Consider the following 26,118-nt stretch of genomic DNA (forward strand, 5'->3'; position numbering starts at 1 on the left):
GATTTGGCGTAATCTTTGAGGTCTGCGGCAAGTTCCCCCACCTGGATGTGATTTACCAGTGTTCTGTGCTGGTTTGTAACAACGGCTATGGAAATAGTCATTATGGGGAAGTTTGTTTTTTCCCCCCGGCGTGTTTTCCCCTCTATGTGACCCTGTGCAATATCTTCGGCATCATAAAAATCAATGATCATTTCATCAAAATTGCTGATGACTGTTTCACATAGTTCACAATGGCGTTCAGGCGTGGTAATAACGACGAAATCATCTCCTCCTATATGCCCGACAAAATCTTCTGTATGTCCCATGGAAATGACACTCTGTTCCACCACATTGGCTGTTGCCTTTATCACCTCACTTCCTCTTGCGTAGCCATAGCGGTCATTGAATGCCTTGAAATGATCGAGATCGAGATAGCAGAATGAAAAAAACTCCTTCCTTGCTATCTTTTTTTCCAGCAGATTTTCTATTGCCGTGTTCCCGGGAAGGTAGGTAAGCGGACTTGCATCGAGATGCAGTTTTTTTAATCTTTTCAGCTCATAGGACATATTTCCGAAGGCGTCCGTCAACTCCCCGATTTCATCTTTGCTTTTAACAAGGAGTGTTGTTTCAAAGCTTCCCCCTGAAATCTGGCTAATGGCGGCCTTTAAGCGTGTAAAGGAGGAGGAGATGTAGTGGGTGATGAACATGGCGCCGCCAATGCCGAGGAGAACACTTAAGAGGCATAGGAAAAAGACGACACTAAAAGCCTCGATTCCCATTCTGGAAGTGGTTGATGTTTTTTCATCAAGATCATTACGGGCCCTATTGTTTATGTCATTGATGATCCTGATGATTTCTTCCTGTTTTTTTCTTATCTCCTCTTCAACTTGTTCTGTTTTCCGGGGGGAGTTTTCTTCACTAAAGGTAAACCACTTCTGAAAAAGTTTATTATACTCTTCATCCAGTTCAGAGAGGGGACTTTGCTTAAACCCCAGTTTTGCCGACAGTTCATTAAAGCTGGAGAGCTCTTTTTTAAACTCTTCGCTCCTTTCAAAAAAGAGCGGTTTCAACTCCGGTGTTTTTAAAATGATATATCTTTTCCCGTATTGTTCCCGGGCTAAAAGGTGATCCAGCATTTTTTCACTGGTATTGATCAGGCTGATATCCGCCCTTATAACGCTGTCGTTAATATAGTTCAGCTTGTAGAGGACTGAAAGGGTATAGGCTGCTGTGAAGATAGTCAGCGCCGATAGGGGAAGATAGCCGAGCAGCATTTTTTTTGTTATGCTGAGATCAAGGAAGGTTCTTTTTATTTTTGTCAGACCGGGGTCTGCTTTTTTATTTGTTGAAAATTCCATGGTGGCAATTATAGCAGACTGTGAAGCGGAATTGGATAGATAATGTGTTTGCAGGAAAAGGTAAGGCATTTCAAATAAAAAGGGGCATCACCTGATGCCCCTTGCAAGAATTTCTCTGTTTTCTTTTATGATGCGGACGCTGCCTGTGGAAGCAGGTTTCCAGCCGCTTCAAGGGCTTTGTCAAAGTCAGGGTTGTCAACCATTTCAGGGACAACTTCAACGTAGCGGATAGTATTCTCTGCATCAATTACAAAAATGGCCCTTGCATGAAGTCTCAGTTCCTTGATAAGCACGCCGTAGGCCTCACCGAAAGAACCGTCTCTGTGGTCAGACAGTGCAGTGACTTTTTCAATCCCTGCTGTTGTGCAGAATCTGGCGATTGCAAAAGGAAGGTCCATACTGATATTGGCAATAGTAACATTATCTCCCAGTTTTGCCGCTTCTTCATTAAACTTTCTTGCCTGCGCATCACAAACAGGTGTGTCGAGAGAGGGTGTAATGCTGAGTATTTTTACGCTGCCTTTAAGGTCAGCCAGTGTTACAGGCTGGAGTCCTTTGTCAAGTACCGTAAAGTCAGGCGCCCTGTCTCCCGCTTTTAGTTCCGGCCCAATAAGCGTTACCCCATTACCTTTAACTGTTATTGCATTTTTTCTTTCCATAGTAACTATCTCCTCCTAAAAATTTAATCTGGTTTTTTTAAACTTATTCATTAGATTGCCAGGCATGCATTTGGGTGCAAATTTTTTTTAAAGCCTCAAAATTCCGCCTCAAATTAAGGGGCCTGCCAGATCGGTTTTATCCTTTTTTTCCTGTAATTTAAGCATGCTTTTGCCTGCTTTGCAAAAGACTATTTTTGAATGGCCTTATTTATAAAAAAAACATTTAGACTTTGACTCTTCATTTTTTTTTGTTATGATCAAAAAAATGCAATCAATTTAGAAGTTTATGCTTTTTATCTTTCCCTTTATGTGGTATAAACGAAAAAATAATAATACTGTGAGAGGTACTATGAAAAAGATTTTACTAGTTATAGTTGCAATCCTTTTTTCTTTCTCCACATTAGCCAAGGCTGATACGCCGAGCCTGTCAGGTCCCGCCGGCCTTATATTAACACGGTCTGCAGATGTTCTGGACAAGGGCGAACATCATTTAAGCTTATTTACGGTACAGGACAGCTATGAAGTGGATATTCCCGGCAATGAAAGGGATGTTGTCGATAAAACGAATATAGGCGCATTCCAGTTTCTCTTTCTTGAAAACCTGGAGATTGGCGTTACGGGCGCTACCATGCAGCCGGACTCTGATAATGTTAAGTCATGGAAGACAAATTATGTTAATGGCTTTGGTAAAGTAAGACTTGCAGGCGGCAGGGAAAAGGGATACGGCATTACCGCTTCCGGCTATGGATCAATGAACAGCAGAAAGAAAGACCCTGTATACAGCAGCGGTGAAGATATTTATGCCGGTGAATTAAATGTCAGCTTTTTCGGCCGTATTACCAACCTGCATCTTTCCGGTGGGACGGGCCAGGAGGATGTGAGAGTTTTTACCACTTTATCGAGTACTTTTGTTTCTGCAAAGTATTCCTATGTATCTGCCGCTTTCGAGATAGCTCCTTCCGATGATCTGTCAGTGGCTCTCGAATGGCAGGGCAAAAGAATCAATGAAAAGGGTGGCGTTGCTCATATTAGTGAAACGAGCCACCTTGTTATGCTGGCTATAAAGTATTCATTCAGCAATCTGACCCTCAGTGTGGCCGGCGCCCTTGAGACGCCTGACAAAGATGCCGATCCCGATTATTTGCATGCCAAATACCTTGCCGGATTAAGCTATGGTTACAACACGCCCCCAAAAGCGCTCCCCAAAGCAAGGAAGGCAAAAGAACATCCTTTGACGGCGCCTATCAGCAGCCTGTCTCAGGAAGTTGAGGAATTAAGGCGTGAGATAGAGAGCTTGAAAGAGAGCAAGGCAAAGCTTACAGAAGAAGAGGCAATGGCGCAGCCTGGTGTTATGGAAGCGCCTCAGCCGGAAGCTATTGAGGAAGTTCCCGTGGCAGATACTGAGTTAGTTGAAGCCGAAGCAGGGGCTCCCATGATTGTCATTGCTGATAATCCCTACAATTATCTCCGGGTAGAGGTGATTAATGTATCGGGAATGGCCGGTCTTGGTGAAACGGTTGCAAATTTTCTTAAGGAAAAAGGATACAACGTAAGCAAAGTTTCAGATCTTGAAGTTCATGACAAGGGGAAAACCTATATCCTCCATAAGAAAAAATTCATCAATGAGGGGGTTATGGTTGCCAGGGCTATTCCGAAAGACCAGGATGTTCTTCCTGCTAAAAAACTCCCTGCCAATATTCATGTCAGGGTTGTTGCAGGCGCAGATATTGCCTTCCTGATGGAATAGGCTATTAATCAGATATATGTTAGAAGAGGGGCGGCGATAACTGCCCCTCTTTTTTTATGTGCTGCTTCTAAAGCGCTCCGCCTTAGCGGACATTGCTCATAGAAAGTATCAATCTAAAAACCGTACCTCACTCTAATATAAGCATTATCGTTTCTATCGAGCTGACCGAAGAAGGTGTGGTCATCTTCCCCTTTAAAGACGTTTCCTCCAAGGGTTGTGCTCAGATTGTCGGTAAACTTGTAACTTACCTGGGGCCTTAAGTGGTAATCCTTATCAGAAGGCGAGTAAAAGGAAAAGAGGCTTAAGGTCAAATTCTGGTTCATTGCGAGTTTGGTTAGCCTAAGCGTCCAGAGATGTCGATTTTCATCGGCTTTGACGGAACCGGCAGGGAGGTTTTTTTCATATTCGTCATAATGGAGCATCTTTTCCAGTTGATACTGAATCCCGATCCTGAAATCCCTTCCCATGTCTTTCGAATAACCGGCCAGCGCCTTGAAGCAGGAATTTTCCACCATGGGATTGTCGCCGTCCTTGTCTTCTCTCGAATAGTAATATCCTGCTTCAACATTACCGATACCGCCAAAGACGGCATCACGAAGGCTCAGGCCATAGACGGTTAACTCAGGGTAATAGAATTGATATGTCGGGGTGGGTTTAAGAACACCCAGGGGATCTTTGTAGAAACCGTCAAAGAGGTAGAGGGCGGCTTCCATACCCTTAATATTTTTGTAAAGCCTGAGGGTGGCTTCCCTGTTTTTGCTTTTGTTCTCGGGTTCTTTGTAATCGTTTTCCACGTCGTCGCCGACAATGCGGCCTTCCAGACCATGATAGTAAGAGAGCCTGTCACCTTTAATATTATTGTTAGGTTCAAAATCGGGAATGAGGACGAGATCCACGTTGAACATATCCAGGAATAAAGAGCCCCTGATCGCATCGGAGGGGAGCTTTAAATATTCATCATCTCTGCCGGTAAAAAAGGAAATATAGTCCTTGGGGAATAAATCATTAATAAAAACGAGGTCCCCCGTTCCCCAGGTAAGGATCTGCCTGCCCAGCTTAAGGTCTATCATGTCATGGGGTGTGATAGACAAAACAGCCACTCTTGCGTCGCCATAGGTCGTTTCTTCATAGCCGTCATAATAAATATCGCCTTTAAAGGAGAATTCGCCGTCCCAATTGTCCAAAAAGGAGGGAACATAGCTGCCTTTAATCTGAAAGCGGCCTTCTCCCAGGGTGTAGTGATCTTTCTTGGTCAGGTCATCCTCAAAGCGTGTTCCATAGGCGCCTTCCATGAAGCCGTGAAGGGTTAGCGCATTGGCTTTGCCTGCCGGAAAAAAAGGCAAAAAAAACATGAGCGTTATAATGATTGTCCTGGATCGCATAACTTGTTCTCTCTTCTGTTTTAAAATTTTTATTTTCTGACTTCCTTTGGTGGTTTTCTTAAATATCTTTCCTTGAATATTTTATCCTTAAGTCCCAGGTTATATTTTACATCGACAAATTCAATGGTTGTCTCAAGGCCCGTTTCCAGGTTTTTCCCTGTCCCGCGTATGGAGGTCGGGTAGCCATCGATAAGGGCCGTTTTCTCCACATCTATGGTCCTGTAGAGCTTCTCTTTTTTGTCAAAATATTCCCCTTTAATGGGCAGAAATGTCTTCTTGTCTATCCATGAGATGTAGTAGGAAAACTCGACGACATCGGCGTCTTTGGGAACATTTTTAATGACATAGGCATCTTTCCCATTGATTTTTTCTTCTTTTAAAAGGGTATGTGTGTCATCAATCGTTCTCCTGCCGGAAACATCTTCGTAAGTAAAGACTCCCCCGGCAAAGCTCGACCTCTTGTCGCTCGTTGCGATCCTTTTTACCAGATCGATAGCCGGCATGTAGAGCCAGCGGTCATCGTCACCGGATACCTGCTTCCAGACCATGAAGACCATTTTGCTTACGTCGGCAGGTTCATGAAAGTAGACATAGTAATTTTGCCTGCCGCCATCTTTAATATCTTTCCTTAAAATGGTTATTTCCCGGTATCTTTTCCTCCCTCTGGCATCTTTAATGGACATCTTTGCCGTCGCCTTGCCGTCATCTGCTGCGTAGTAATAGGCAATGTTGGACTTTTCGATGATTTCATCGGCCGTCATGGCAAGCAGATATGAGGGTGTCAGCATTAGCGCCATTGTTAGTAAAATTATCTTTTTCATGGTATACCTCCCGTATATTGGTATTTGTTAAACTTTTAATCTGCTCTTGATTAGTGTCATAATTGACGGTATGACAAGGAGTGTTACTCCTCCGCTGATTGCCATAATAAGGGCCATAAACATACCCACCGTCTGGTAGGGCACGAGCGGCGCCAGAAGCAAGGGGGTGAAGCCAATGGCAATAACGATGGCATTCCTGATGATTGCCCGAACCGGTTCGTCAAAGAGCTTGTCTATGGCTTTGTCCCAATTCCCTTCTTCTTTGAATATCTGTCTCCCTCTTTGCACAAGGTGGATGGCAAAGTCAACGGAAAGGCCAAGGGTCAGTGAAGACAAAACGGCAATGGGCATGTCGTAATCCTTGCCGCTAAAACCCACCAGCCCATAGATGAATGCAATGGTTACCGTTAAAGGCACCATGGAAATAAGGCCCCAGATTAAAGACCTGAAGAGGAAGGTCATTATAAAAAGAACCATGACAAAACTTCCCATAAGCGCTTTTAACATACCGTTAACCATACGTTCCTGCCATACGACATTTATGTAGGTCAGGCCCGCCCATTTGGTATCTATCTCATCGGGAAGCGGGTTTTGCTCAATATAGTTTGCCACTTCTTCTTCAACCTTTTTCATATAGAGATTGTCCCCCTTTTTCAGGTGTACCCAGATTGCGGCTTTTTTGTAATTTGGATCAATGAGGTGATAGAGATCTTCCGGATCGCCGCTCATTTCATAAAGGAAGAGGTATTGGGCAACTGCCTGAGCGGTGGCGGGGATTGCGTCGGACCCTTTTTGCTTGTCTCTCAACTCAAAACCGATTTTTTTAATAACGTCCACAATGGAAGTCGTTTTGCCCACCACTTCCAGTTTGTCCATATGTTTCTGGAGCTTCTCGATGTAAGCAAGGTTCTCAGGTGATTTCATAATGTCCTGCTCATTACTTTCCAGTACAAGGTAGGACATATAGCTGCCGCCGAAATGGGAATTGAGCACCCTGTCAGCCACTCGTATTTTATGGTCCTTCTTGAACCAATAGACGGGGTTGTCATTAACGATTGTCAGCGTAATACCCCATAAAGAGAGGAGAAAGATGGCGAGCGTTACGGTGATAACGCCCTTGTTTCTTTTTGTGCTGAAATGTCCTGTCGCTTCCTGTACCCGGAGCATCCTGCCGCCATGCTCTTCTTTTTTAGAGCCGAAGTTCTTCATGACCCATTCGGGCAGAATCATGACAAAGGCGGGAATGAAAGTGATCGTCAAAAACCAGGCGCTCATAATACCGAAGGCCACATGAAAACCGAAGATTCTCACCGGGGGAATGGGGGTAAGAGCCAGCGAGAGAAAACCGATGGATGAGGTGACGGAGGTAAAAAGCATGGGCGTCATGAGATTGTCCATGACCTTGCCGAAGGTTGCTTTTCGGTCTTTCGTTTTCTGGTAATCATCATAAAACTCACTTAATATATGAATGCTGTCGACAACGGCAATGGGCATGAGGAAAATGGGAATCATGGAACTCATAATATGGACGGTGTGGCCCGAGCCGATGAGAAGTCCCATTGTCCAGATAATGGATATGATGGCCACTATCATGGGGGAGATGATCATGATGAAGCTGCGGAAAAAGTAATACATGAGAAGGAATATGATGAGGCCCGCCAGGGGCGCTGAAATGGCCATCTGTTTGAACATTTCAACTCCGAAGGTGTCTTCCGCCACAGGAAGCCCCGTAATGTGGTATTCCTCGCTTCCCTTATGTTTTTCTATGATTTCCTCAATCTCCGTGGCAATGCGGTAACTTTCATGTTTTTCCTTAATGGGCACGCCTATAGCAATGGCTTTCCCGTCTGCGCTGACGAGCATGTCTCTCAGCACGGTATTACCGAGCGCTGCATCTCTCATCAGTTCAGCCTGCTTTTGCGTAAGCTCTCCCTTTGCCATAAGGGGCTCGATGACAAGCGTTCCGCCGCCGCCCTGGATATCATCGGTTGTAATGGGGCTGATAAGGTCCTTGGCGATAACCCCTTCGATCTCCATGATCTCTTCTGAAATGAGGGCAATGTTTTTAAGTGCTTCCGGTGTAAACACGCCCTTTTCATGGGTTTCATCGACTACACCCACCATTATAGCGTCATGGAGCGCAAATTCGGCCTTGAACTCCCGGTGTGTCACCCTGGCCGGGTCATCATAGAAGAGCATATTCTCGGGGTCCGTATCGACCTTGATTTTGAAAAATTGGGTGAAAAAAGCGACTGATATGATGAGATACACAAGTATAACGGTTTTTGGTTTTTCCAGGGTTAAATTTACAATTTTTCTTAACATGGATTTATCTCCCTTTTATGACTTTTCCCGGATTGGGGAACTTAAAATTAATTCTATCAGACTTTTTGGGGCTTGCAATAAATGGCTAAAGGTCTTTATCTTTCATATCTTGTGATAGTTTTGCATGCTCTTTTAGCATGCATTTGTCCATAACAACCTCAAGGCCTGCCTCTATCCCCTTGCCGGCGGCTTCCTTATTGATAACACCTTCCTGCATCCAGATAAGCCGGGCACCGATTTTGACAGCTTCTTCCACAATAGGAAGCACATCTTCCGATTTTCTGAAGATATCCACAATATCGATTTTATGAGGAATTGAAGCCAGATCAGGGTAGCTCTTTACTCCCAGGACTTTATCAATCTTCGGATTGACAGGAATAATATGATAGCCCTGGTTTTTCAGATAGCTTGCTACTTTGAGGCTTGGTCTGCCTTCCTTGTCTGACAGGCCGACAACAGCCACTGTCTTGGCCTGCTTAAGTATTTGCTCTATAGCGCTATTTAACATTTTAAAATGCCTCCTCATTTTTTACTTGCCTTTATTTCGAATATATGAAAGTATAAGATTAAAAAAATTTACAGGACTTTTTTAGAGAGATTGCCCTGAGCCTGTAAAAGTTCAGCCATCACTTCTTTCATGAGGGTGCAGGCCTGAACGACTTTCGGGTTGGAAATACTGTAGTAGATATGAACACCATCTCTTCTGGAGTTTAATATGCCCTTTGCCTTCATGATGGATAGATGCTGTGACAGATTGGCCGTCCTGATACCCATTTTTTCGGCGACCTCTCCAACAGTAAACTCTTTGTCGCAAAGAATGCCTATAATTTCCAGCCTCTTTGCATTAGCCAGCGTCTGGCAGATGTTTGCTTGCAGTTCGTATATATCTTTACTCATTTATGTGACCTTCGATTATATGAATGTATTAATTAATACTGAGCATAGCCTAATTTGTACCTGGAGTCAATATTAAGATCCCGGAACTGATGAAAAGGTTTCAAATTCTTTAACTGCCTCACAGGGAATAAAAAAATTCGAAAATCTTGCAATTGCTGTTTATAAGGTTAAACTTTTTGTAGGGAATATTTTTAAACGAAATTACTCAAGGGGGTAGCTATGGCTGTACTGTTAAAATCTGTTCTGTTCTTCACATTCATGTCTGTGGCGTTGCTTGCCGGCGGGATAGGCAATGCTAATGAACATGAAGAAAAATCACATCAACCTAAATATGATCACAGGTTTGAAAAAGATAAGGAAATTTCTTATTCAGCCGAACAGGTTCCCGCCGCCGACGATGAATATGTGGTTATTGCCTGGAATGATCTGGGTATTCACTGCATGGATGATGACTTTTCCATCTCATCTACGCTCCCTCCCTTTCAAACCCTCTGGGCGCAGATCATACACAAGACGGACAAGGGTTCTGTTGTCATAAAGGGAGACATGGTTAATAATCCAAACTCTCCTTATTTCGGGATTACCGTCGAATACGCTTTTCCCGACAACACATCACAAAGGTTTACTTCCGGACCCAGGGCCGGAGAGCCTAAAAGTAATTACTGGGATTATGCAGCCAAGTATTTTGGCGCGCATCCTGCCGGCCTCTTCATCGATCCATTAAAGGCCGTAAAAGACAGGGAGAAGGGGGAGAATATCAGGGGAAAAATTCTTGGCAAAAAGGTGCTTCACGTAGCCAACGATCTGGCTGATGACAAGATTGAAAAAATGCCTGACGGTACCGTCCGGATCGATGATGGCGGGACGCCGGGACGAGGCGTAACGGGTACAGGCCTGTCGGGGAAAATGATTCCCTATGCCTTCCATAAAAACCTTCATATCACTGTGAAAAAGGGAGTCACCATGGGTTCTCCCCTTGATGCTTTTGTGGCAGAAGGATTTCCTCTGACCAAGTGGAACGATGACGGTACCTGGAATGAATACCAGATGGCGGAAATCACCGTTAAGGACAAAGATGGAAATGTCCTTGCCAAGGGCACGACTGTGGCGGGTATTTCCGATGAAATGCACTGCGCCAACTGCCACAGGAACAACGGAACGGCCAACAGGAACACTTCCAGTGAAGGGGATAAAATACCGGCCCCTGATGCAACTTTCAGGGAAGTTGCAACGGGCCGCGCGAAGATGGTAGAGGTACCCGAGAGCCAGCAGTACAGGCTCAACGTCCTTAAGCTCCATGACCTTAAGCATTTTAAAGATGCCGGTGGTGCTGATGTCGTTTCTCATGGCGTAAAGGGTTACGATCACACGGTCTACGACTATCTCCTCTACCAGGGAGCCGTCGATACAGAAAATGTTTTTAAGGCTAAAGGCAAGCACATGAGCGAAAGCGGCATCGGACTTTATACACTGGCCAAGGTAGGCGTACCCATCCTCTGCGCCGTTTGTCACCGCTCCAATGCTTATCCTGTGACGACAGGGGATGCACTGGAGGCGGAGCTTGCCTATCTTGTGAATAATGATTATTCCGAAAAAAACGACTATCTTACTCGTAAAATGCTGGGCGCCCCTATTGGACAGTATACCCATGATATGCATACCAAACATGATGAGGTTACCCAGAATTGTTATCTCTGTCATCCCGGAAAGGATACGGACTGTCTCAGGGGAACCATGACAGGCGGTGAGGAAAAAAGTCTCTTTGTAAGAGAGAAGAAACTAAAGGCAGGTGAATACCCGGAGCCTGAGACAAACAGAACCTGGTGTGATGATTGTCATGGTGACAATGAGAAACATCCGGGCCATCCCATGGCTGCCGTAGGAGATCCTGAATTGCGTCACATTGAGGAAGGACCCTTTGCGGGGACAGGTTCCCAGCCCTGGCTTTCAGAGCCCAAATGCGGGGATTGCCACCTCGACCATCCCGAAGAGAAGGATGCTCTTATGAAAGGTGTGAGCCTTTACAGGTTTTCAAAGGGCCATGGAGAAATCTATTGCGAAGCCTGCCATGGAAGCACACATGCTATCTATCCGACGGTTATCGATAATGATAATGCTCAAATCGTTAAACTTCAGGGGGAAAAAGGCAGTCTCTATCAGTGTGGCGTTTGCCATAAGGAAAAGTATGATCCTGAAAACGGGGAGAAATTTATTCATCATGGTGAAGGAAAATCCGCACCCTATGGTGAGTACGACGATGTTCATAAGGAAGAGGGCATAACCTGTGAAAATTGTCATAACAGGATAGAACGGATCGCCGCCGGATCAGGTGAAACAAACTATGGGCAGTACAAATACAGCGAAAAGTATGGTCGTTATGTATTTAAGCCGAATAAGTTTGGCAAAAGAGATATTCTTGAGCTTTGCGGCGGCTGCCACGAGAGGCAAAACAAGTCCGGTGACGCCATGGTTAAATTTGCCGGGAGTGAGCATGGCAAGGAAATCCTCAAGGAGAATAACGAGGATTCGGCCAGTTGTGTCGATTGTCATGGCAATCACAGGATTAAGCGGGTTAAAGACCCTGATTCTTCTGTAGCGCACCTCAATGATATCGAAGTATGTGCATCAGACAAGTGCCACGGCAGCAATGAAATAGCAAAAAAATACAACATGGTTAATGCCCTGGCGGGCTATAACGAGTCTTTTCACGGCAAGGCCCTTGCCCTTGGCGAAAGAAGGGCGGCAACATGCGTTACCTGTCATGGAGGGCATGGAATTTATAAGGAAGATGATTCCAAATCTGCTGTTCATAAGGATAATCGCTACAAGATCTGCGCAAATGAGGATTGCCACGGTACGGAAGCAAAGATGGCAGGCATAGGCAGCATGCACGGCGCGCCAAATATTGTTACCACCCTTATTAACAGCTTTTACGGGATTCTGATTGTTGTTGTGGTGGGTGGTCTCGGTCTCTTTATCATCCTTGATTTTGGCAAGGGGCTGACCAAAAGAAGAGAGAAAAAAGTAAGAATGTCCAGGGGAGAATAATTTAAGGGAGGCTCGTCATGACAGATAAAAAGAAAAAAATGTATTTTGTAAGGTTTACTACGGGACAAATTATCCAGCATATTCTTTGGGGCCTTTCCTTTATTGTTCTGGCTTTGACAGGACTGGCCCACAAGTATCCCGGCGGAGAGTTTGCCGCTTTTGTTCTCTGTACATTCGGCGGTGCCGAAGGGAGGGAACTGGCCCACAGAATTGCGGCCTTTGTATGGGCGGCTACCGGCTTTTATCACATCATTTATTATTCTCTTCTTTATTACGGAGAGAAAAAAATGAAGCTGGGAAAGAAGGACTGGCATGATTTTAAGAAAGACTGGGCCTATCTTTTTGGGAAAAGTGAGGAAGAACCTCTCTTTGACCGTTTCTCATGGTCCGAGAAGTTTGAATACTGGGCAAGCTGGGTCGGTCTTTTTGTTATGACCGTAACGGGACTGCTCATGTACTTTGCTTTCCCTGCCTTGAAGTTTATTCCCTATGCCGTCATTGATTGGGCCAGGATAATTCACGGCTGGGAGGCTATTCTTGCCGTTGCCGTTATCATAGAGTTTCATCTTTACATGACCATCTTCAGGCCTAAAGTGTTTCCCATGGCCAGGCAGTGGCTCACGGGAACGATGACGCTGGAAGAGATGAAGGAGGAACACCCTCTCGAAATTGAAGAAATGCTGCGTAAAGGAGGCAACTCATAATGTGGACTGTTGAACGCGGCCTGCGTCTTGTTGCGGGATTCTTTATCCTGTTAAGCCTTCTCCTTTCAGAGGTGCATTCCCGCTACTGGCTTTTGTTTACGGCTTTTGTCGGGCTCAATCTTTTCCAGTCGTCTTTTACCAACTGGTGTCCTATGATGCTCATGTTGAAAAAGGCAGGGCTGAAGAGATAGTTTTAGAGAAGCGCTAATAATTGATGGCCTGCAATAGGCAGGTTCAAAAAAACACTTTCTGCCTTAAACATTGCAGCCTGCGGACTTGTCTGCAGGCTGCAATGTTTACCTTCAACGGGGCTTTTTGAGTCCTTTATCTTTCCTCAGGCTCAAGGGAAATGCTGTCTTTTTCGAGAATAGCTTTCCATGTTAGATGATTCTTGATCTTTCCTTCTATGATGAGGGCGCTAACGGGGATTTCCAGAAGTTCTTCCACCGTTCTTCTGAGACCCCTTGCTCCAAATTCCCTGCTATAACCCTTTAGCGCGAGGTGGCTTTTTACTTCAGGTGATACGGTAAGATTGACATGATATTTTTTTTGGAGATTATTATTTATTTCCTTTAACATAGGTTGCAATATTTCTTTAATATCTTTTTCGTCGAGCGCTCTGTAAGTGATTTTTTCATCGATGCGGTTAAGCAGTTCCGTTCTGAAAAAAGCTTTTAACGCTTCATCCGTTTTGTTGCCGTTCTTACTTTCATCATGAAAGAAACCGACCATTTTATTGCCCGAATCGCTGCCGCCTATATTGGATGTAATAATAAAAATGGCATTTTTGGCATCTATCGTTCTTCCTTTTGCGTCGGTTAGTCTTCCTTCATCGAAGACCTGAAGAAATATATCGACCACCCTGGGATGCGCCTTTTCGATTTCATCGAGCAACACAATGGAATAGGGTATTGACCTTAATTTGCTTACCAGTTGCCCTTCCTCTTTATAACCGACATACCCCGGTGGAGAGCCAAGAAGTTTAGATACACTGTGTTCCTCCATATATTCGGACATATCCAGTCTGATAATGCTTGACTCACTTCCGAAAAGGAGCAGGGCAAGGGCCTTTGCCGTTTCTGTTTTACCGACACCTGATGGTCCGAGCAGAAGATAGACCGCCAGAGGCCCCCGTCTTTCTCTCAGCCCCGCATAGGCGATAAAGAGTCTCCGGCATATTTTCATGAGCGCTTCATCCTGACCTTTGATTCTCTCTTTAAGCCCTTCTTCGAGCAATTGAAGCCTTGATTGAAATTCGCCATTAAAATGACCTGAAATGAGTTCTTTGGGCAGGCCCGTTTTAATTGATAATTCCTCAATAATGTCCTTCTCCGTAATTTCGGGGATTTTTGATTCGTCCAGGTTGCTTTCCCTTGTTTTATGCATTGTCTCAATCATGGGGATCTGGTTTCTTGCTCCTGCCTGGTCGAGCAGGTCTATGGCCTTGTCGGGAAGCTGGTGGTCGCCATCAAATCTTATGGAAAGGTCGACGGCCTTCTCTATGGCTATATCTGAAATCATCACCTGGTGGTGAAGTTCAAGCTCATCCTTTATCCCTTTGAGAATTTCTATTGCTTCGTCTCTTGAGGGTTCATTAATGATTATTTTTTCAAAGCGTCTTTCCAGCGCAGTGTCAGATTCAATATAACGCCTGTATTCGGCAATGGTCGTTGCACCGATACACTTGATTTCCCCTCTTGCAAGGACAGGTTTCAGTATGTTGGCGGCATCCATGCTTCCTTCTGTCCGTCCGCTCCCAATGAGGTTGTGTATTTCGTCGATAAAGAGAATGATCCCCTTGTCTTTGATGGCTTCATCCAGTATTTCATTAAGACGTTTTTCAAATTCTCCTCTGTGTTTGGTCCCGCCGATGAGAACAGCCATATTGATTTCTATGATTCTTTTTCCCTCCATTATGGGAGGCGCTTTTTTTTCAAAAATGCTTAAAGCGATGGCTTCAACAATGGCCGTCTTTCCTACACCCGGTTCTCCGAGGAGGACGGGGTTGTTTTTAGTGCTTCTTGCAAGGGTCTGGATGGTTTGCAGGATCTCTTTTCTTCTCCCCACATAAGGGCCCAGTTTTTCGGCCTTTGCTTCTTCAACAAGGTCCCTTCCCAAACGCTCAAGAATACTCTTTTTTTCCCAGAGCTTTTTTTTCTCTTTTTCGGTCTCTATTTCCGGTGATGGCGCGTCACTTTTTTCACCTATACATGCCAGTATCTTTTCCCTCAGGGCTTTTGAATCTGCCCCTGTTTTTTGAAAGGATTCACTTATAATGGGTCCCGGATTTTCCAGTATGGCCGCCATGATATGAAGCGCTGTTATCCTCGAATTCTTTGAAAGGATTTCTGCACGGGAAAACATTTGCTTGCAGGCTTCGCTGCGGTGGATATTCTTTTCTTTATGAACATGGGAACCCTTGCCTGTCCTGTGCCGGACTTCACGCCTTAGCAAGGTAATATCGAGGCCCAGGGAAATAATGGCGACACTAAGAGCAACAAATTCACCTCTGATTTCCTGGAGTATCTTTTTATCAAACCGTGCATCACCGGTGGCTGCATCGAGAACTTTTCCAAGGCTTAAAAGACCGATAAAAATGTGTTCTTTTTCAACGTTAGGGTACTGGTCTTCCCATGCCTCAATTACGGCAGTGCGCCAGGCTGTCGTTGCTCCTGAAGAAAGGTCGGGCATTTTGTGTCCTCATTGGAGTGCCTAATAAAGTTTGCTAAATTGTTAATGAAATAAAGCGGCCTATATAAATAATTACCCCTGGCCCTTGATAAAGTCAAGTGATGGGAGCCTTTATACCCTTTTTTTGCAGGTAACGCATTGCCGCTTGTCATTTTCCGGCAACAGGAGAGGGCCTCGCATTCCCAAGGTTTAGAGATTGAGGGGTAATAATGGTCTGCCCCTTTCCATAAGTGGAAGGAGTATCTATTTAACGAGCATTTCTATGAGAGACTTCGTTTCAGAAGGGAGGTTGATAAATTTAATTCCCATGCCGGGAGTAAGGCCGCTTGTAACATCTTCCTCGGTTGCCAGCCATGCAACCTGCCCCTCAAGGATATAAGGTTTTTCCTTTGAACGTAAGGGCAGTTCCACTTTTACGGCAGATCCTGCCCTGTGTCCCTCATTGGAACGAATAAATACACCGCCAATACCGATGTTTGCGCTTATTCCCCTGTATTCTATCCCTGAAGAGGCAGCGATTGCCTTTGCTTCAAAAGTTGCTCTCCGGTGGACCCTTTCAGCAATGTTAAGGTACTGTTTAATACTCCAGTAGAGATGCTCTCTTTTTACGGGTTTCATGATGAAATCGTCACACCCTGCATCTTTGCACTGCGTTTCTGCATCTTTTTCCCATGCATTGGCTATCATGATGACCGGTATTTGGCTGTAATCGGGATGGTTTTTAATAATGCGGCAGCATTCATCACCTCTGACAAGGGGCATGGTCAGATCCATGATGATTAAATCGGGTTTTTCTTCCACAAGCAGGAGAAGCGCTTCTTCGCCGTCTTTTGCCTCGATGAGATTACAGGTTTTTCTTTTAAGGTAGGCTCCTTTAAGGTTTCTCAGGTAGGTAGAGTCATCGACAAGGAGGATTTTTTTCTGGTTATTTTCCATGAAATAATTATAGAACAAAAAGGCTCATCTTTCTATTCCATAATTTATAACGGCTAAGGAGCAAGCGGGCAAGCGCTTTTAGCGAGAGGCCCCCTTTGTTGTCTTTCGCCGGAATTATTACTCTTCCGCAGGGATACGCTTTCCCTTTTTTTCCATCATCTCCCTGATGAGATTTACATGGTCTTCCTCATCGTCCATAATCTCTTTCAGGGCATTTGCAAGCTTGCTGTCTGCATCCTCTTTATGGTGTTCATAGGCCGCCTTTGCATTTTTATAGGCGCGTTCTTCTATTTCAAGCGCTCTTCTAAGGAAATCTATATCCATATCTACATCAGTCATATTACCTCTCCTGACAGTTTATATTTTTCTCGACAGACAGTCTTCAAGAAGGGAGATGTGTTTCTCTTCATCCTTGGCAAGCCTGTTAAAAAGCTCCACAACTTCCTGGTCCTTAATGAGAGGCGATACGTCGCCATAAAAAGCAATGACTCTTGATTCCGTCATGTAAGCCGTTAAAAGAGACTTTGTCTCTGCCTGCTGTTTGTCCACCATCTTGCTAAGTGAGTCGATTCTTTCCTGGTAAAGGGCAATGGTTTTTTTAAAATTAACGATAGTGTACATTATGTAGGTCAATATACCCAGTATGACAATGGATATGAGAAAAAAATTCATCTAAACCTCCTTGGAAATGGCATTATCAATTTTTTATAACTGACGAAGCAAAGATGGCTGCTTCATCAACGTACCTTTTTTTAAGCGCAACAAAGTCAACGTTGAACTTCGATGATGAAAGGCTGAAAAAGATTCATATTTTTTGTCTGATTAAAGAAAACCAGCAAAAACTTAGCATTAGCCCATGTTAAAGTCAATAGGCAAATATACTTTATCAAACTTATATTTGGTTGATGATTTTGTGCTGCCCCATGGCGCTGTAAGGAGAAGGCGGTTTTGCGGAACTCCCCTGTTAATGCCGGTTTTCCCGAAAAAGAGAACGCATTTATTATCAGGGGATGTCGTAAATAATCAGGTGAAAATGATAATTTAGAGGGTGATGACGCTTTTTATGTCCCTGTCCGTGATTTCGTAAATCATGACAGGGAGCTCCTTCCCTTTAACCTTGACAGCTTCTACCTTGAGAAGGCGCACATGGCCTATTTTTTCTTTATTTGTGCCTCTATTTTCTGACTCTTCTTTTTCAATCAGCAGGTCCTTGACTTTTTTATAGGTAAATTCGGTGATAAGGAGACGGGTTTTGTAGTCTCTCGTCAGCGCTTCGACTCTTGCGCCGAGGTTGACGTTATCTCCAATGAGTGTGTAGTCCATTTTCTTCCCTTCTGCGCCGATATTTCCGACAAGGACATCTCCTGTATTGAGGCCGATGCCGATGTCGAGTGGTTCCTTTCCTTCGGCAATCCATTTCTTCTGCAGTTCAGTCAGTCTGGCGATCATATGAAGAGAACATCTCACGGCAAGTTCGGCATGCTTCTTCTGGGCGAGAGGGGCCCCCCAGAAAGCCATGATTTCATCACCTACAAACTTGTCGAGTGTGCCGTTCCATTTGAATACGATATCCGTCATTTCCGTCAGGTATTCATTGAGAATAGAGACGACTTCTTCGGGGTTTCTTTTTTCCGAATAAGTGGTAAATCCCCTGATGTCTGAAAAAAGAACGGTAATCTCGCGGCGGTGCCCTCCGAGCTTTGCCATTTCCGGATGCTCTACCAGTTCGTTGACGACTCTTTCAGTAACGTAGCTGGAGAACATTTTTTTGATGTCCTTTGCCCTCCTTTCTTCCGTAAGAAAACGGTAGGATGTGATCGACGTATAGAGAAGAAGCACACTGAAAGAAGGCGTCAGCATGGCAATCCACATGTGATGCACAGCAAAGAGATATTGCGTCAGGATCAAATAGCCGAGTAAAAGCGCGGTAGATAAAAGGGCTCCGCCGACAGCATCGAGCCTCGGCAGGCTTATAAAGAGGATAATGCCGAAAACAAAGATGAATGCAATTTCGAGAAAGGCCGTGCTTTCCTCTTTCCTGAGAAAGTTGCCGTGAATAATGTTTTCCGCTACTGCGGCCTGTTTTTCTATGCCCGGCAATTGAGCAAAAGGGGTGATGTGTGTATCACTCGTGCCAAGGGCTGTGGCGCCTATGAGCACAATCTTTCCTTCAATGGCCTCCTTGCCGATTTTACCTTCCATGAGATCTGCCGCAGAATAAACAGGAAAAGTCCCTGTTCTGCCCAGGTAGTTAATGAGCGCTCTCCCTGATTCGTCGGTGGCAATGAATCGGCTTGCCATGGAAATGCCCCTTCCCAGGTCAAGTTCGATGTCATCACGACCAAGATCGAGATAATTTCTGGCTACCTCCATGCCGAGTGCGGGATAGTAAAATTCCTCAAGCTTCACATAGAGAGGTTCCCAGCGGATAGCGCCGTCCCTGTCGTATTGTGTGTAAACATGCCCCATGGATGCTGCGCTTTTAACGAGTTTTTCAATAGAGATAATGGCCCCTTCGGCAACAATGGGAAGATAATAGTCACCTTCCCTCACGATCATGAAGGGATAGTCATAGATCCTGTCGGGCGGGGCCGTTATTTTTGATTCCTCGTAAATGGTAGGGACTTTAAGGGCAAAGGCAAGAACCACGTTGCCGGCTTTTGCCATGCTTTGAGCCAGCTTTATATCAACGTCGCTCTCTTTTTCCCGCAGAGCCAGGGTTGATTCGAATTGCCTGTCTTTAAACTCAATATCACTATAAAGCGTTCTCAGTTCTGAAATGATTCTTGCTGTTTCCGTTACCTGGGGCTCGGGGAAGAGAATATCGACGCCTATCGTTTTTGCGCCGGTCCGTGCAATGGCGTCGATAAGGTGGGCCACCTTTTCCCTCGACCAGGGCCATCGTCCCACCCTGGAAAGACTCTCGTCATCGATGGCGACGATAACGATATCACCGGCCGGTTCACGGTCTCCCCTTACGATGAACCGCATGTCAAAGGTCTTTGCTTCGAGGAATTCGATAAAAAGGGGTGTTTTCAGTGAAAGGAAGGAAAAGAGGGCCGTAACGATGATGGTAATGGTCAGGTAGGGTTTGATTTTTTTTGCGGCCATAATCCTTAGGGTCTGAATGAGTCAAAAGAGAAATTTCTAATATTCAGCCTGCTTTAATTACGGGCAGGGTGAGGGGGCGAGGGCGGCGCCTGAATAATTAACTAAACTTCCTCCTGCTCCGCAAATGTCCTGCCCTGAACCACTGCATGTTGAAGGCGTCACCTTTGGAGGCACATTGTCCCATCGGTTGTTTGTCGCATCTATCGTGCTTGCAGAGTTGTTCTGGAGATCAGAATATGTGTTGCAGCTAATAATATTGCTGTTGATTTTGGGGAGGCTGCCGAACAAATAAATACCGATATAATTATCTGTAATTTTATTGCCTGAAATTATCGGTGAGTTAGGGGCTGTAAAAGAAAAGCTGCTTATAGCGGCTCCTGTGCATTCCCCTAAGTAGGAACGTTCTATCGTATTGTTGGTAATAATCGAGTCGCCCGTCGTAATAATGCCATCACAGTTGTTAGTGATTATATTGTTATTGATTGTGGTCTGCACACCTGCATCCTCTATTGCCGCAGCGCCGGAATTTGTGATCTTGCATCCGTTAACAGAGGCATTTGGCGCGCCTGAAATCCCCGTGCCTGCGCCAAGCTGTAAATCTATTACCGTCGAATAAGCGGTGCCATAACAAATTAACTCTGTGCCTGTTTTTAGCTGGAGAGGAAATGTTTCCGTTGTGCTGTTGTAAAAACCTGCCGCAACATTGATGGATTCATTGCCTGTCGATGTGGTAAGAGCGAAGGTAATGGTTTTGAAGGGATTGACGGGGGAGCCCTCTCCTGTCAGGTCACTGCCCCTGTTGACATCGACAAACTTTCCCGTATAAGGCGCTTCACTGAGAATGATCGTTAGCGGTGGATTTTCACCCTCTGAAAGGTCTGCCCTGGCAGATCCCTCATAAATAAGGAAACCGGTGCCTGCTTTGTCGCCATAGGCGGATACTGAAAAGAGCCTTGCCAATCCCGGAGGGACGAAATAGTTTTTTGTTACTCTTGTGCCCGGAACCACATTGAAAGTATCGCTAATGGGCACCGGTATGTCTGCAGCGCTGATATAAATGCTTATGGAAGCGATAAATTGGGGTGCTGCTTTTCCCATAACCGCTTTCCCTTTTTCCGAAGGGATGGAAAAGATTATTGATAGGGGAACTGAATTGTTATTATTGTCCGAACTGCTCCCGCAACCCGTCATAAAGAGGACTAAAGTGGATAAGATGATAAATGAAGCGGCTCGAATGAGATTCTTTTTTGCCATGATCAGGCCTCCCTCTGCTGGTATTTCCTTATAGCCTTGCCGTCATTTCCCCTTAAGGGAATTCAAATATTATATTTACCGATGGCGCCGTTTCCGTAATAGGCGGTGTCACCGGTGGTTCAATCTTTTTGGGTTCTTCAGTTAAAGGATCTTCGGGTTTTGGCGGTTTGACGTCTTTCTCCAGGGGGTCCGTTTCCTTTATGAGCCGCCTTATTTCTTTTTTTGTAAAGGGACGCGCTTTTTGAGGCGGGCGGCCTTTACCTATTTTTGATGCTTTGCCCGGAGTAAGGAATACTTCTCCCACAATGGAGGGGTCCATATTTTTTACTGCTACTTTCCCCTTTATAACCAGAACCTCCGATTCAAAGGGCAGCTTTTTAACGACACTGAAAAAATCGGTGCCCCTCACAGCCGCTACGGCCGTCGGTGTTTCAACTTCAAATTTTGAATCATCACCGAGTAAAAACCTGGGGATTAACGCTCTTATCTTGCCCCTGAAGGTTCTTAACAGGCTTTTTCTTTCCTTCTTTTCAGGTTTGTAGGAAAATTCCTTGATTTCCACCCGGGAGTTTTGGGCCATGTTGACCTTGCTTTCATCAATAAAAGAGATCTGCGCCCTTGATTGACTCTTGGTCCGCACAATATCGCCAACCACCAGTTTGGCTCCTTTTTTCACAAGGCGGGCCCGTTTTTCACCCTTTTTTAAAACATCCACTTTACCTCTGACAAAGGTCAGTGTCGCAACGGCTTCCCCCAAAGAAATGGCGGGAGTCAGGGTGATTATAAAAAGCGTAATTAGGAGTGTAGCTGCTATGTTTTGGCTCTGCCTGATCATCGTCTTTGCCCTGTTCTTTTAAAAAGTATACTCTACTCCCATGCCTGCAATGTTCCTGCTGTAATCAAAGACGGCAATGTTGGAGTTGGAATCGGTGTAGGAATAGCGCAGGCTTAAATCAATTCCCCTGTAGCTGTAAGTAAGGCCCGTTTCTATTGAAGAAATTTCATCGGCTCTTTTCTTGCCGAAGGTTATATGTTTATTTTTATAGTCCTGTTGATAGTAGCGCCCGGCGAGAACGAACTCTATTGCCTGTGCAAGAGGATGAGACAGCCGCACTCCTCCCCTGTGACCGCTGTAATCCCAGTTATCACCGTCAGTATCTTCACTATCGTAGGTATAATTAACTTTTACATAACTCCGGTCGGCGTTAAAGGGGAAGAGGATGGCCAAACCGGCATTGATATTTGTTCCGTCTCTTTCCTCTTCTTTTGATAGCGGGTTTTGAAGGAAATCCTTCAAAAGAGCGCCGGCAAAAAGGTTTACTCCCTTGCCTCCATCCGTCGAAAATACCCAGGAAGGTTTTAGGGTAATCATTTTCAGGTATTTATCGTTATCGATGAGGTAGTAATCATAGCCGACGGGCAAAAGGATTTTCCCTCTGTCAGTCTCGAAAGAAGGGATTAGAAAAAGGGAGTGGGCCTGAACATCCATAGGGTCGAGGTCCCGGTGCAGGCTCTGGTAGAAAGAATAGCCCACCCTTAATCCCCTGTCATCCCAACGGGTTGAATAGTCTCCACCTGCTGTTAATACATGCCTCGTGTCTTCTTCATCACTTACTGCAATACCCGTTATTTCACGGGAGGGCTTTAGAATGACATTATCGTCGTATTGGAAGGTGTAGCCGGCAGACAAGGCTAAATGTGACTCTTTGTAACCGATGGTATTGAGCGCTTCTCCCGATAAAAGGGCTGCTTCCGATGGGGGGGCAATGTTTATTGCCCTCTGGAATGCCCGGGCTGCTTCTTTTTTCTTTCCCCTGTCCAGGAGAATAAGTCCCTTCAGGTAGGATGCCCGGGCGGACTTGATTCCTTTTGAGTTTGCTTTTTTGAGATATTTTTCAGCTTCAACCCTTTTCCCAAGGCTGTAAAGGACCTCGGCAAGGGGCACATAGATTTCCGTCATGGAAGGTTTTAGAGAAAGCGCTTTTTTGAGATAGTCTTTTGCCGAATTGTTGTGGAGGAGTTCCTTGTAAGTTAATCCTGTGTAGTAAGCTGCTTCCGCTGAAGAGGGCATTTTTTGAACTGCCTTTAAAAGGCTCTCTATGGCTTCTTCATAGTTTTCATTGTTATAGTCATTGATGCCTTGCCGGAGAGCGTCGCTGTCTGCGGACCAGACGGTTTCTTCATGAGAAAGCCCCCAAAGGAGGGTGACCGCTGATAGGATAATAAAGAATCTTAAAGGTTTCCGGTGATCCATTTTATCACCTGCCTGGCATTATAGCGTTCCTGATATTAAGCTTAGTCGACAATATTGCCGTTGTCAACGTATGGAAAGGATAAGAGGAAATATTGTAAATACCGGTTTCATATGTCTTTGTCTTGTCTTTGCTCCTGTGATATGTTTATCTTCTCCCTATAAAAGGAAGTAAACCTGAGGAAGGGCAATGATGATAGATCCAAAGCAGTTCGGCCTTGACGGCAGGACAGTTATCGAAAAGGATGATGAAGGTTGTTTCTCCATCGTTATCAACAGGAAAAGCCCTGTTATTATGGCAGATGGAAGAAAGATTATGGATAAGGTTGACAAAATAAAATCTGTCCGGCCCGGCGCCGCTGTGAATCTCAGGACAAGGGCGCCCCTTTGCAGTAAAACCAGGGTTTATCTTGAGAAGCAGGGCGTAAGAATCCTGGAATTTTAGCTTGTTGAAAATGGAACCCATAATGGCAGAAGGCCTGATTAAAAGGGGCAGCCGCAATGAGCCCTTCTTATGAACAAGTATGGTAAGGCGTCCAAAAGAGAGATCTTTGGCTGGGCCATGTTTGACTTTGCCAACTCTTCCTTTACAACGGTCATTATTACGGTCGTTTTTTCGGCCTACTTCGTTTCTCACGTTGTGGGAGATGATGTGCTCGGCGTAAAGTACTGGGGCTGGTCGCTCAGCGCTGCTAATCTGCTTGTTATGCTGGCAGGTCCCGTGGTTGGGGCCGTTGCCGATTTTACAGCTTCCAAAAAGCGCTTTCTCTTTTTGAGCTACATTGTCTGTGTTCTTTTTACGGCCCTTCTCTTTTTTGTGGGCAAGGGGGACGTTTTAATGGCAATTGTCTTCGTTGCCGTTGCTCATATCGGATTTTCGGCAGGCGAAAATTTTTGTTCCTCCTTCCTTCCGGAAATTGCATCGCCTCAGGTGATGGGAAAGATTTCAGGTTATGGATGGGCCTTCGGCTATATCGGCGGTCTTCTTTCCCTTTCTATCTGCTTTCTTATTTTTAAAGTGTTCGGTCAGGCGGAGTTGCAGCTTCGTTTTGCTTTTCTTTCAACAGCCATCTTTTTTCTTTTAAGCGCCATTCCCACCTTTCTCTGGCTCAAAGAGAGAACGCCGCCGCAGACTAAACCTGCGGGTCAAAGCTATTTTCATATCGGTTACGGCAGGGTGATGGATACCTTTGCCGATCTTAAAGGCTTTGGAGAACTCATCAAGTTTCTCTTTGTTTTTTTTCTTTTCAGTTGCGGCATATCGACGATTGTTTCTTTTTCCGCTATTTATGCCGAGTCGGTTGTCGGTTTCAGTAAAAGTGACACCCTCCTCTTTTTTATCATCGTCCAGGTTTCTTCTTCGCTGGGCGCTTTTGCTTTCGGCTTTATCGAAGACCGGCTGGGCGCGAAAAAAACGATAGCTATTACGCTCGTTATATGGCTTGCTGTCGTTGCCGGGGCATGGTGGAGTCCCGGAAAGGCAGTCTTCTGGGTTGTAGGCAACCTGGCCGGCCTGGCTATCGGTTCGAGCCAGTCTTCGAGCCGTGCCCTCGTTGGTCTCTTTACACCGCCATCAAAAAGCGCCGAATTTTTCGGTCTCTGGGGACTTTCAGGAAAACTGGCAGCAACGGTAGGGATCTACTCTTTCAGCATGATGACGGCAATAAGCGGGTCCATGAGATCTGCCATTTTGCTGACAGGCCTTTTTTTTCTTCTGGGCCTTATAGGCATTTTCTTTATCAATGAGGAAGAGGGTAAAATGTGTGCCCGAAGATATGTGAACCACCGGATTTAATCCCCATGCCGGCTCAGTGATTTAGATTATTACAGCTTTGTTGACAAATACTGCCAATAATGTATATTTATTTTTTACCTGTTTATTTTACATCTAATTATTTATTTAAGGAGGAGTTCAATGTCTTCTGAGACAAAATACAGTGATCTTGGGCTGGTTAATACGAGGGAAATGTTTAAAAAGGCCATGGAGGGAGGCTATGCCATTCCGGCCTATAATTTTAATAATATGGAGCAGCTTCAGGCCATTATCATCGGTTGTGTAGAGTCCAGGTCACCGGTTATTCTCCAGGTTTCGAGCGGCGCCAGGAAATACGCCAATCAGACGCTGCTTAAATATATGGCCATGGGTGCTGTCGAGATGATGAAGGAGATGGGCGGAAATATTCCGATAGCGCTTCATCTCGATCATGGTGATACCTTTGAACTGTGCAAGTCATGTATCGATTCGGGTTTTTCTTCCGTTATGATTGACGGTTCTCATCACTCTTTTGAGGAAAATATGGCGCTTACGAAACAGGTTGTTGACTATGCCCATCCAAGGGATGTCACCGTTGAAGGTGAACTGGGTGTGTTGGCAGGTATTGAAGATGATGTTTCTTCAGATGTGACCCATTATACCCGCCCTGAAGAAGTTGAGGAATTTGTGGAAAAGACCGGTGCAGACAGTCTTGCAATCTCTATCGGAACCTCGCATGGCGCTTATAAATTTAAACCCGGCCAGGAGGTGCCGCCTCTCAGGTTTGATATTTTGGAAGCCTGTGAAAAGCGCCTTCCCGGCTTCCCCATTGTGCTGCACGGCGCCTCTTCTGTCGTTCCTGAATATGTGGATATGATCAACCGGTTTGGCGGAAAAATTGAAGGTGCTGTCGGCGTTCCCACTGAGCAACTGAGACGAGCGGCCAAATCGGCTGTCTGCAAAATTAATATTGACAGTGATGGAAGGCTTGGTGTTACGGCTGTCATCCGTAAGGTTTTTGCCGAAAAGCCTTCCGAATTTGATCCGAGAAAGTACCTGGGGCCTGCCCGTGAAGAATTGGTTAAGATGATCAAAAACAAGAATGAAAATGTTTTGGGCAGCGCCGGTAATGCCTGAGTAATTTAATAAAACCGGTCAGACTCGACCAGTCACTAATGTATAAAGTCTGGCCGGCTTTTTTT

22 protein-coding genes are annotated in these 26,118 nt (G+C 45.1%); 7 read left to right on the plus strand and 15 right to left on the minus strand.

The features are described 5' to 3' along the window. Both OEV42_11370 and tpx read right to left on the minus strand, forming a co-directional pair. Nucleotides 1-1,406 (minus strand): sensor domain-containing diguanylate cyclase (locus OEV42_11370; GenBank protein ID MDH3974869.1); only part of this gene is annotated, 1,406 nt, incomplete at its 3' end. 56 nt (nt 1,407-1,462) lie between these two features. Continuing rightward, nucleotides 1,463-1,996 carry a thiol peroxidase gene (gene tpx / locus OEV42_11375; protein ID MDH3974870.1) on the minus strand — a complete coding sequence of 178 codons (534 nt, stop codon included), beginning with the start codon at nt 1,994-1,996 and terminating at the stop codon, nt 1,463-1,465. 349 nt (nt 1,997-2,345) lie between these two features. On the opposite strand from tpx, the gene OEV42_11380 reads away from it, so the two are divergent. Then, nucleotides 2,346-3,743 (plus strand): LytR C-terminal domain-containing protein, encoded by a 1,398-nt coding sequence (locus OEV42_11380; protein MDH3974871.1) that lies wholly within the window; start codon nt 2,346-2,348, stop codon nt 3,741-3,743. 113 nt (nt 3,744-3,856) lie between these two features. On the opposite strand, the gene OEV42_11385 is transcribed toward OEV42_11380, so the two are convergent. From OEV42_11385 to OEV42_11405, 5 genes are all read right to left on the minus strand, one after another. Continuing rightward, nucleotides 3,857-5,125 (minus strand): hypothetical protein, encoded by a 1,269-nt coding sequence (locus tag OEV42_11385; protein ID MDH3974872.1) that lies wholly within the window; start codon nt 5,123-5,125, stop codon nt 3,857-3,859. A gap of 29 nt (nt 5,126-5,154) precedes the next feature. Beyond that, entirely contained in the window at nt 5,155-5,946 is a 792-nt protein-coding gene (locus OEV42_11390) for an outer membrane lipoprotein-sorting protein (GenBank protein ID MDH3974873.1), read from the minus strand. A 27-nt stretch (nt 5,947-5,973) separates the two neighbouring features. Then, on the minus strand, nt 5,974-8,271 hold the full coding sequence (locus OEV42_11395; protein ID MDH3974874.1) for an efflux RND transporter permease subunit: 2,298 nt from the start codon (nt 8,269-8,271) through the stop codon (nt 5,974-5,976). An 85-nt stretch (nt 8,272-8,356) separates the two neighbouring features. Next, nucleotides 8,357-8,779 (minus strand): CoA-binding protein, encoded by a 423-nt coding sequence (locus tag OEV42_11400; protein MDH3974875.1) that lies wholly within the window; start codon nt 8,777-8,779, stop codon nt 8,357-8,359. A 68-nt stretch (nt 8,780-8,847) separates the two neighbouring features. Beyond that, complete coding sequence (locus tag OEV42_11405) at nt 8,848-9,168, minus strand: metalloregulator ArsR/SmtB family transcription factor (GenBank protein MDH3974876.1); 321 nt, start codon at nt 9,166-9,168, stop codon at nt 8,848-8,850. Between the two features lie 219 nt (nt 9,169-9,387). Between OEV42_11405 and OEV42_11410 the strand changes: the two genes are divergently transcribed. Genes OEV42_11410 through OEV42_11420 form a run of 3 tightly spaced genes read left to right on the plus strand, consistent with a single transcriptional unit; the run spans nt 9,388 to nt 13,111 of the window. Continuing rightward, a complete protein-coding gene (locus OEV42_11410; protein MDH3974877.1) occupies nt 9,388-12,216 on the plus strand; it encodes a cytochrome c3 family protein in 2,829 nt (942 codons plus the stop codon). Between the two features lie 17 nt (nt 12,217-12,233). After that, a complete protein-coding gene (locus OEV42_11415) occupies nt 12,234-12,920 on the plus strand; it encodes a cytochrome b/b6 domain-containing protein (protein MDH3974878.1) in 687 nt (228 codons plus the stop codon). Beyond that, nucleotides 12,920-13,111: a DUF2892 domain-containing protein gene (locus OEV42_11420; GenBank protein ID MDH3974879.1), complete on the plus strand. Its 192-nt coding sequence runs from the start codon at nt 12,920-12,922 to the stop codon at nt 13,109-13,111. The genes OEV42_11415 and OEV42_11420 overlap by 1 nt, the downstream gene beginning before the upstream one ends. A 133-nt stretch (nt 13,112-13,244) precedes the next feature. Here OEV42_11420 and OEV42_11425 read toward each other — a convergent pair whose 3' ends face one another. From OEV42_11425 to OEV42_11460, 8 genes are all read right to left on the minus strand, one after another. Further along, nucleotides 13,245-15,611, minus strand: a complete 2,367-nt coding sequence (locus OEV42_11425; GenBank protein ID MDH3974880.1) for an ATP-dependent Clp protease ATP-binding subunit — start codon at nt 15,609-15,611, stop codon at nt 13,245-13,247. Between the two features lie 243 nt (nt 15,612-15,854). Then, complete coding sequence (locus OEV42_11430) at nt 15,855-16,547, minus strand: response regulator (GenBank protein MDH3974881.1); 693 nt, start codon at nt 16,545-16,547, stop codon at nt 15,855-15,857. A 117-nt stretch (nt 16,548-16,664) separates the two neighbouring features. Continuing rightward, nucleotides 16,665-16,886: a hypothetical protein gene (locus OEV42_11435; GenBank protein ID MDH3974882.1), complete on the minus strand. Its 222-nt coding sequence runs from the start codon at nt 16,884-16,886 to the stop codon at nt 16,665-16,667. A gap of 18 nt (nt 16,887-16,904) precedes the next feature. After that, nucleotides 16,905-17,219 (minus strand): hypothetical protein, encoded by a 315-nt coding sequence (locus OEV42_11440; protein MDH3974883.1) that lies wholly within the window; start codon nt 17,217-17,219, stop codon nt 16,905-16,907. 369 nt (nt 17,220-17,588) lie between these two features. Then, nucleotides 17,589-19,658: an adenylate/guanylate cyclase domain-containing protein gene (locus OEV42_11445; protein ID MDH3974884.1), complete on the minus strand. Its 2,070-nt coding sequence runs from the start codon at nt 19,656-19,658 to the stop codon at nt 17,589-17,591. A gap of 57 nt (nt 19,659-19,715) precedes the next feature. Beyond that, a complete protein-coding gene (locus tag OEV42_11450) occupies nt 19,716-20,912 on the minus strand; it encodes a DUF1565 domain-containing protein (protein MDH3974885.1) in 1,197 nt (398 codons plus the stop codon). A 52-nt stretch (nt 20,913-20,964) separates the two neighbouring features. After that, nucleotides 20,965-21,747 (minus strand): FecR family protein, encoded by a 783-nt coding sequence (locus OEV42_11455; protein MDH3974886.1) that lies wholly within the window; start codon nt 21,745-21,747, stop codon nt 20,965-20,967. Between the two features lie 18 nt (nt 21,748-21,765). After that, a complete protein-coding gene (locus OEV42_11460) occupies nt 21,766-23,166 on the minus strand; it encodes a DUF2860 family protein (GenBank protein ID MDH3974887.1) in 1,401 nt (466 codons plus the stop codon). Nucleotides 23,167-23,353: 187 nt separating this feature from the next. Here OEV42_11460 and OEV42_11465 point away from each other — a divergent pair, with 187 nt between their 5' ends. The 3 genes from OEV42_11465 to OEV42_11475 all read left to right on the plus strand — a co-directional run bounded on the left by OEV42_11465 (nt 23,354) and on the right by OEV42_11475 (nt 26,053). Further along, nucleotides 23,354-23,608 (plus strand): hypothetical protein, encoded by a 255-nt coding sequence (locus OEV42_11465; protein MDH3974888.1) that lies wholly within the window; start codon nt 23,354-23,356, stop codon nt 23,606-23,608. A 69-nt stretch (nt 23,609-23,677) separates the two neighbouring features. After that, nucleotides 23,678-24,958 (plus strand): MFS transporter, encoded by a 1,281-nt coding sequence (locus OEV42_11470; GenBank protein ID MDH3974889.1) that lies wholly within the window; start codon nt 23,678-23,680, stop codon nt 24,956-24,958. Nucleotides 24,959-25,078: 120 nt separating this feature from the next. Beyond that, a complete protein-coding gene (locus OEV42_11475; protein ID MDH3974890.1) occupies nt 25,079-26,053 on the plus strand; it encodes a class II fructose-1,6-bisphosphate aldolase in 975 nt (324 codons plus the stop codon). Nucleotides 26,054-26,118: the final 65 nt, after the last annotated feature.

Source organism: Deltaproteobacteria bacterium, from assembly GCA_029860075.1.
GTDB lineage: Bacteria > Desulfobacterota > JADFVX01 > JADFVX01 > JADFVX01 > JAOUBX01.

Coding starts and splice junctions, on each gene's coding strand:
- OEV42_11415 (MDH3974878.1), top strand. CDS start 12,234: ATGACAGATAAAAAGAAAAAAATGTATTTTGTAAGGTTTACTACGGGA.
- OEV42_11435 (MDH3974882.1), bottom strand. CDS start 16,886: ATGACTGATGTAGATATGGATATAGATTTCCTTAGAAGAGCGCTTGAA.
- OEV42_11450 (MDH3974885.1), bottom strand. CDS start 20,912: ATGGCAAAAAAGAATCTCATTCGAGCCGCTTCATTTATCATCTTATCC.
- OEV42_11470 (MDH3974889.1), top strand. CDS start 23,678: ATGAACAAGTATGGTAAGGCGTCCAAAAGAGAGATCTTTGGCTGGGCC.
- OEV42_11420 (MDH3974879.1), top strand. CDS start 12,920: ATGTGGACTGTTGAACGCGGCCTGCGTCTTGTTGCGGGATTCTTTATC.
- OEV42_11460 (MDH3974887.1), bottom strand. CDS start 23,166: ATGGATCACCGGAAACCTTTAAGATTCTTTATTATCCTATCAGCGGTC.
- OEV42_11390 (MDH3974873.1), bottom strand. CDS start 5,946: ATGAAAAAGATAATTTTACTAACAATGGCGCTAATGCTGACACCCTCA.
- OEV42_11410 (MDH3974877.1), top strand. CDS start 9,388: ATGGCTGTACTGTTAAAATCTGTTCTGTTCTTCACATTCATGTCTGTG.
- OEV42_11475 (MDH3974890.1), top strand. CDS start 25,079: ATGTCTTCTGAGACAAAATACAGTGATCTTGGGCTGGTTAATACGAGG.
- OEV42_11385 (MDH3974872.1), bottom strand. CDS start 5,125: ATGCGATCCAGGACAATCATTATAACGCTCATGTTTTTTTTGCCTTTT.
- OEV42_11445 (MDH3974884.1), bottom strand. CDS start 19,658: ATGGCCGCAAAAAAAATCAAACCCTACCTGACCATTACCATCATCGTT.
- tpx (MDH3974870.1), bottom strand. CDS start 1,996: ATGGAAAGAAAAAATGCAATAACAGTTAAAGGTAATGGGGTAACGCTT.
- OEV42_11425 (MDH3974880.1), bottom strand. CDS start 15,611: ATGCCCGACCTTTCTTCAGGAGCAACGACAGCCTGGCGCACTGCCGTA.
- OEV42_11395 (MDH3974874.1), bottom strand. CDS start 8,271: ATGTTAAGAAAAATTGTAAATTTAACCCTGGAAAAACCAAAAACCGTT.
- OEV42_11405 (MDH3974876.1), bottom strand. CDS start 9,168: ATGAGTAAAGATATATACGAACTGCAAGCAAACATCTGCCAGACGCTG.
- OEV42_11400 (MDH3974875.1), bottom strand. CDS start 8,779: ATGTTAAATAGCGCTATAGAGCAAATACTTAAGCAGGCCAAGACAGTG.
- OEV42_11455 (MDH3974886.1), bottom strand. CDS start 21,747: ATGATCAGGCAGAGCCAAAACATAGCAGCTACACTCCTAATTACGCTT.
- OEV42_11380 (MDH3974871.1), top strand. CDS start 2,346: ATGAAAAAGATTTTACTAGTTATAGTTGCAATCCTTTTTTCTTTCTCC.
- OEV42_11430 (MDH3974881.1), bottom strand. CDS start 16,547: ATGGAAAATAACCAGAAAAAAATCCTCCTTGTCGATGACTCTACCTAC.
- OEV42_11440 (MDH3974883.1), bottom strand. CDS start 17,219: ATGAATTTTTTTCTCATATCCATTGTCATACTGGGTATATTGACCTAC.
- OEV42_11465 (MDH3974888.1), top strand. CDS start 23,354: ATGATGATAGATCCAAAGCAGTTCGGCCTTGACGGCAGGACAGTTATC.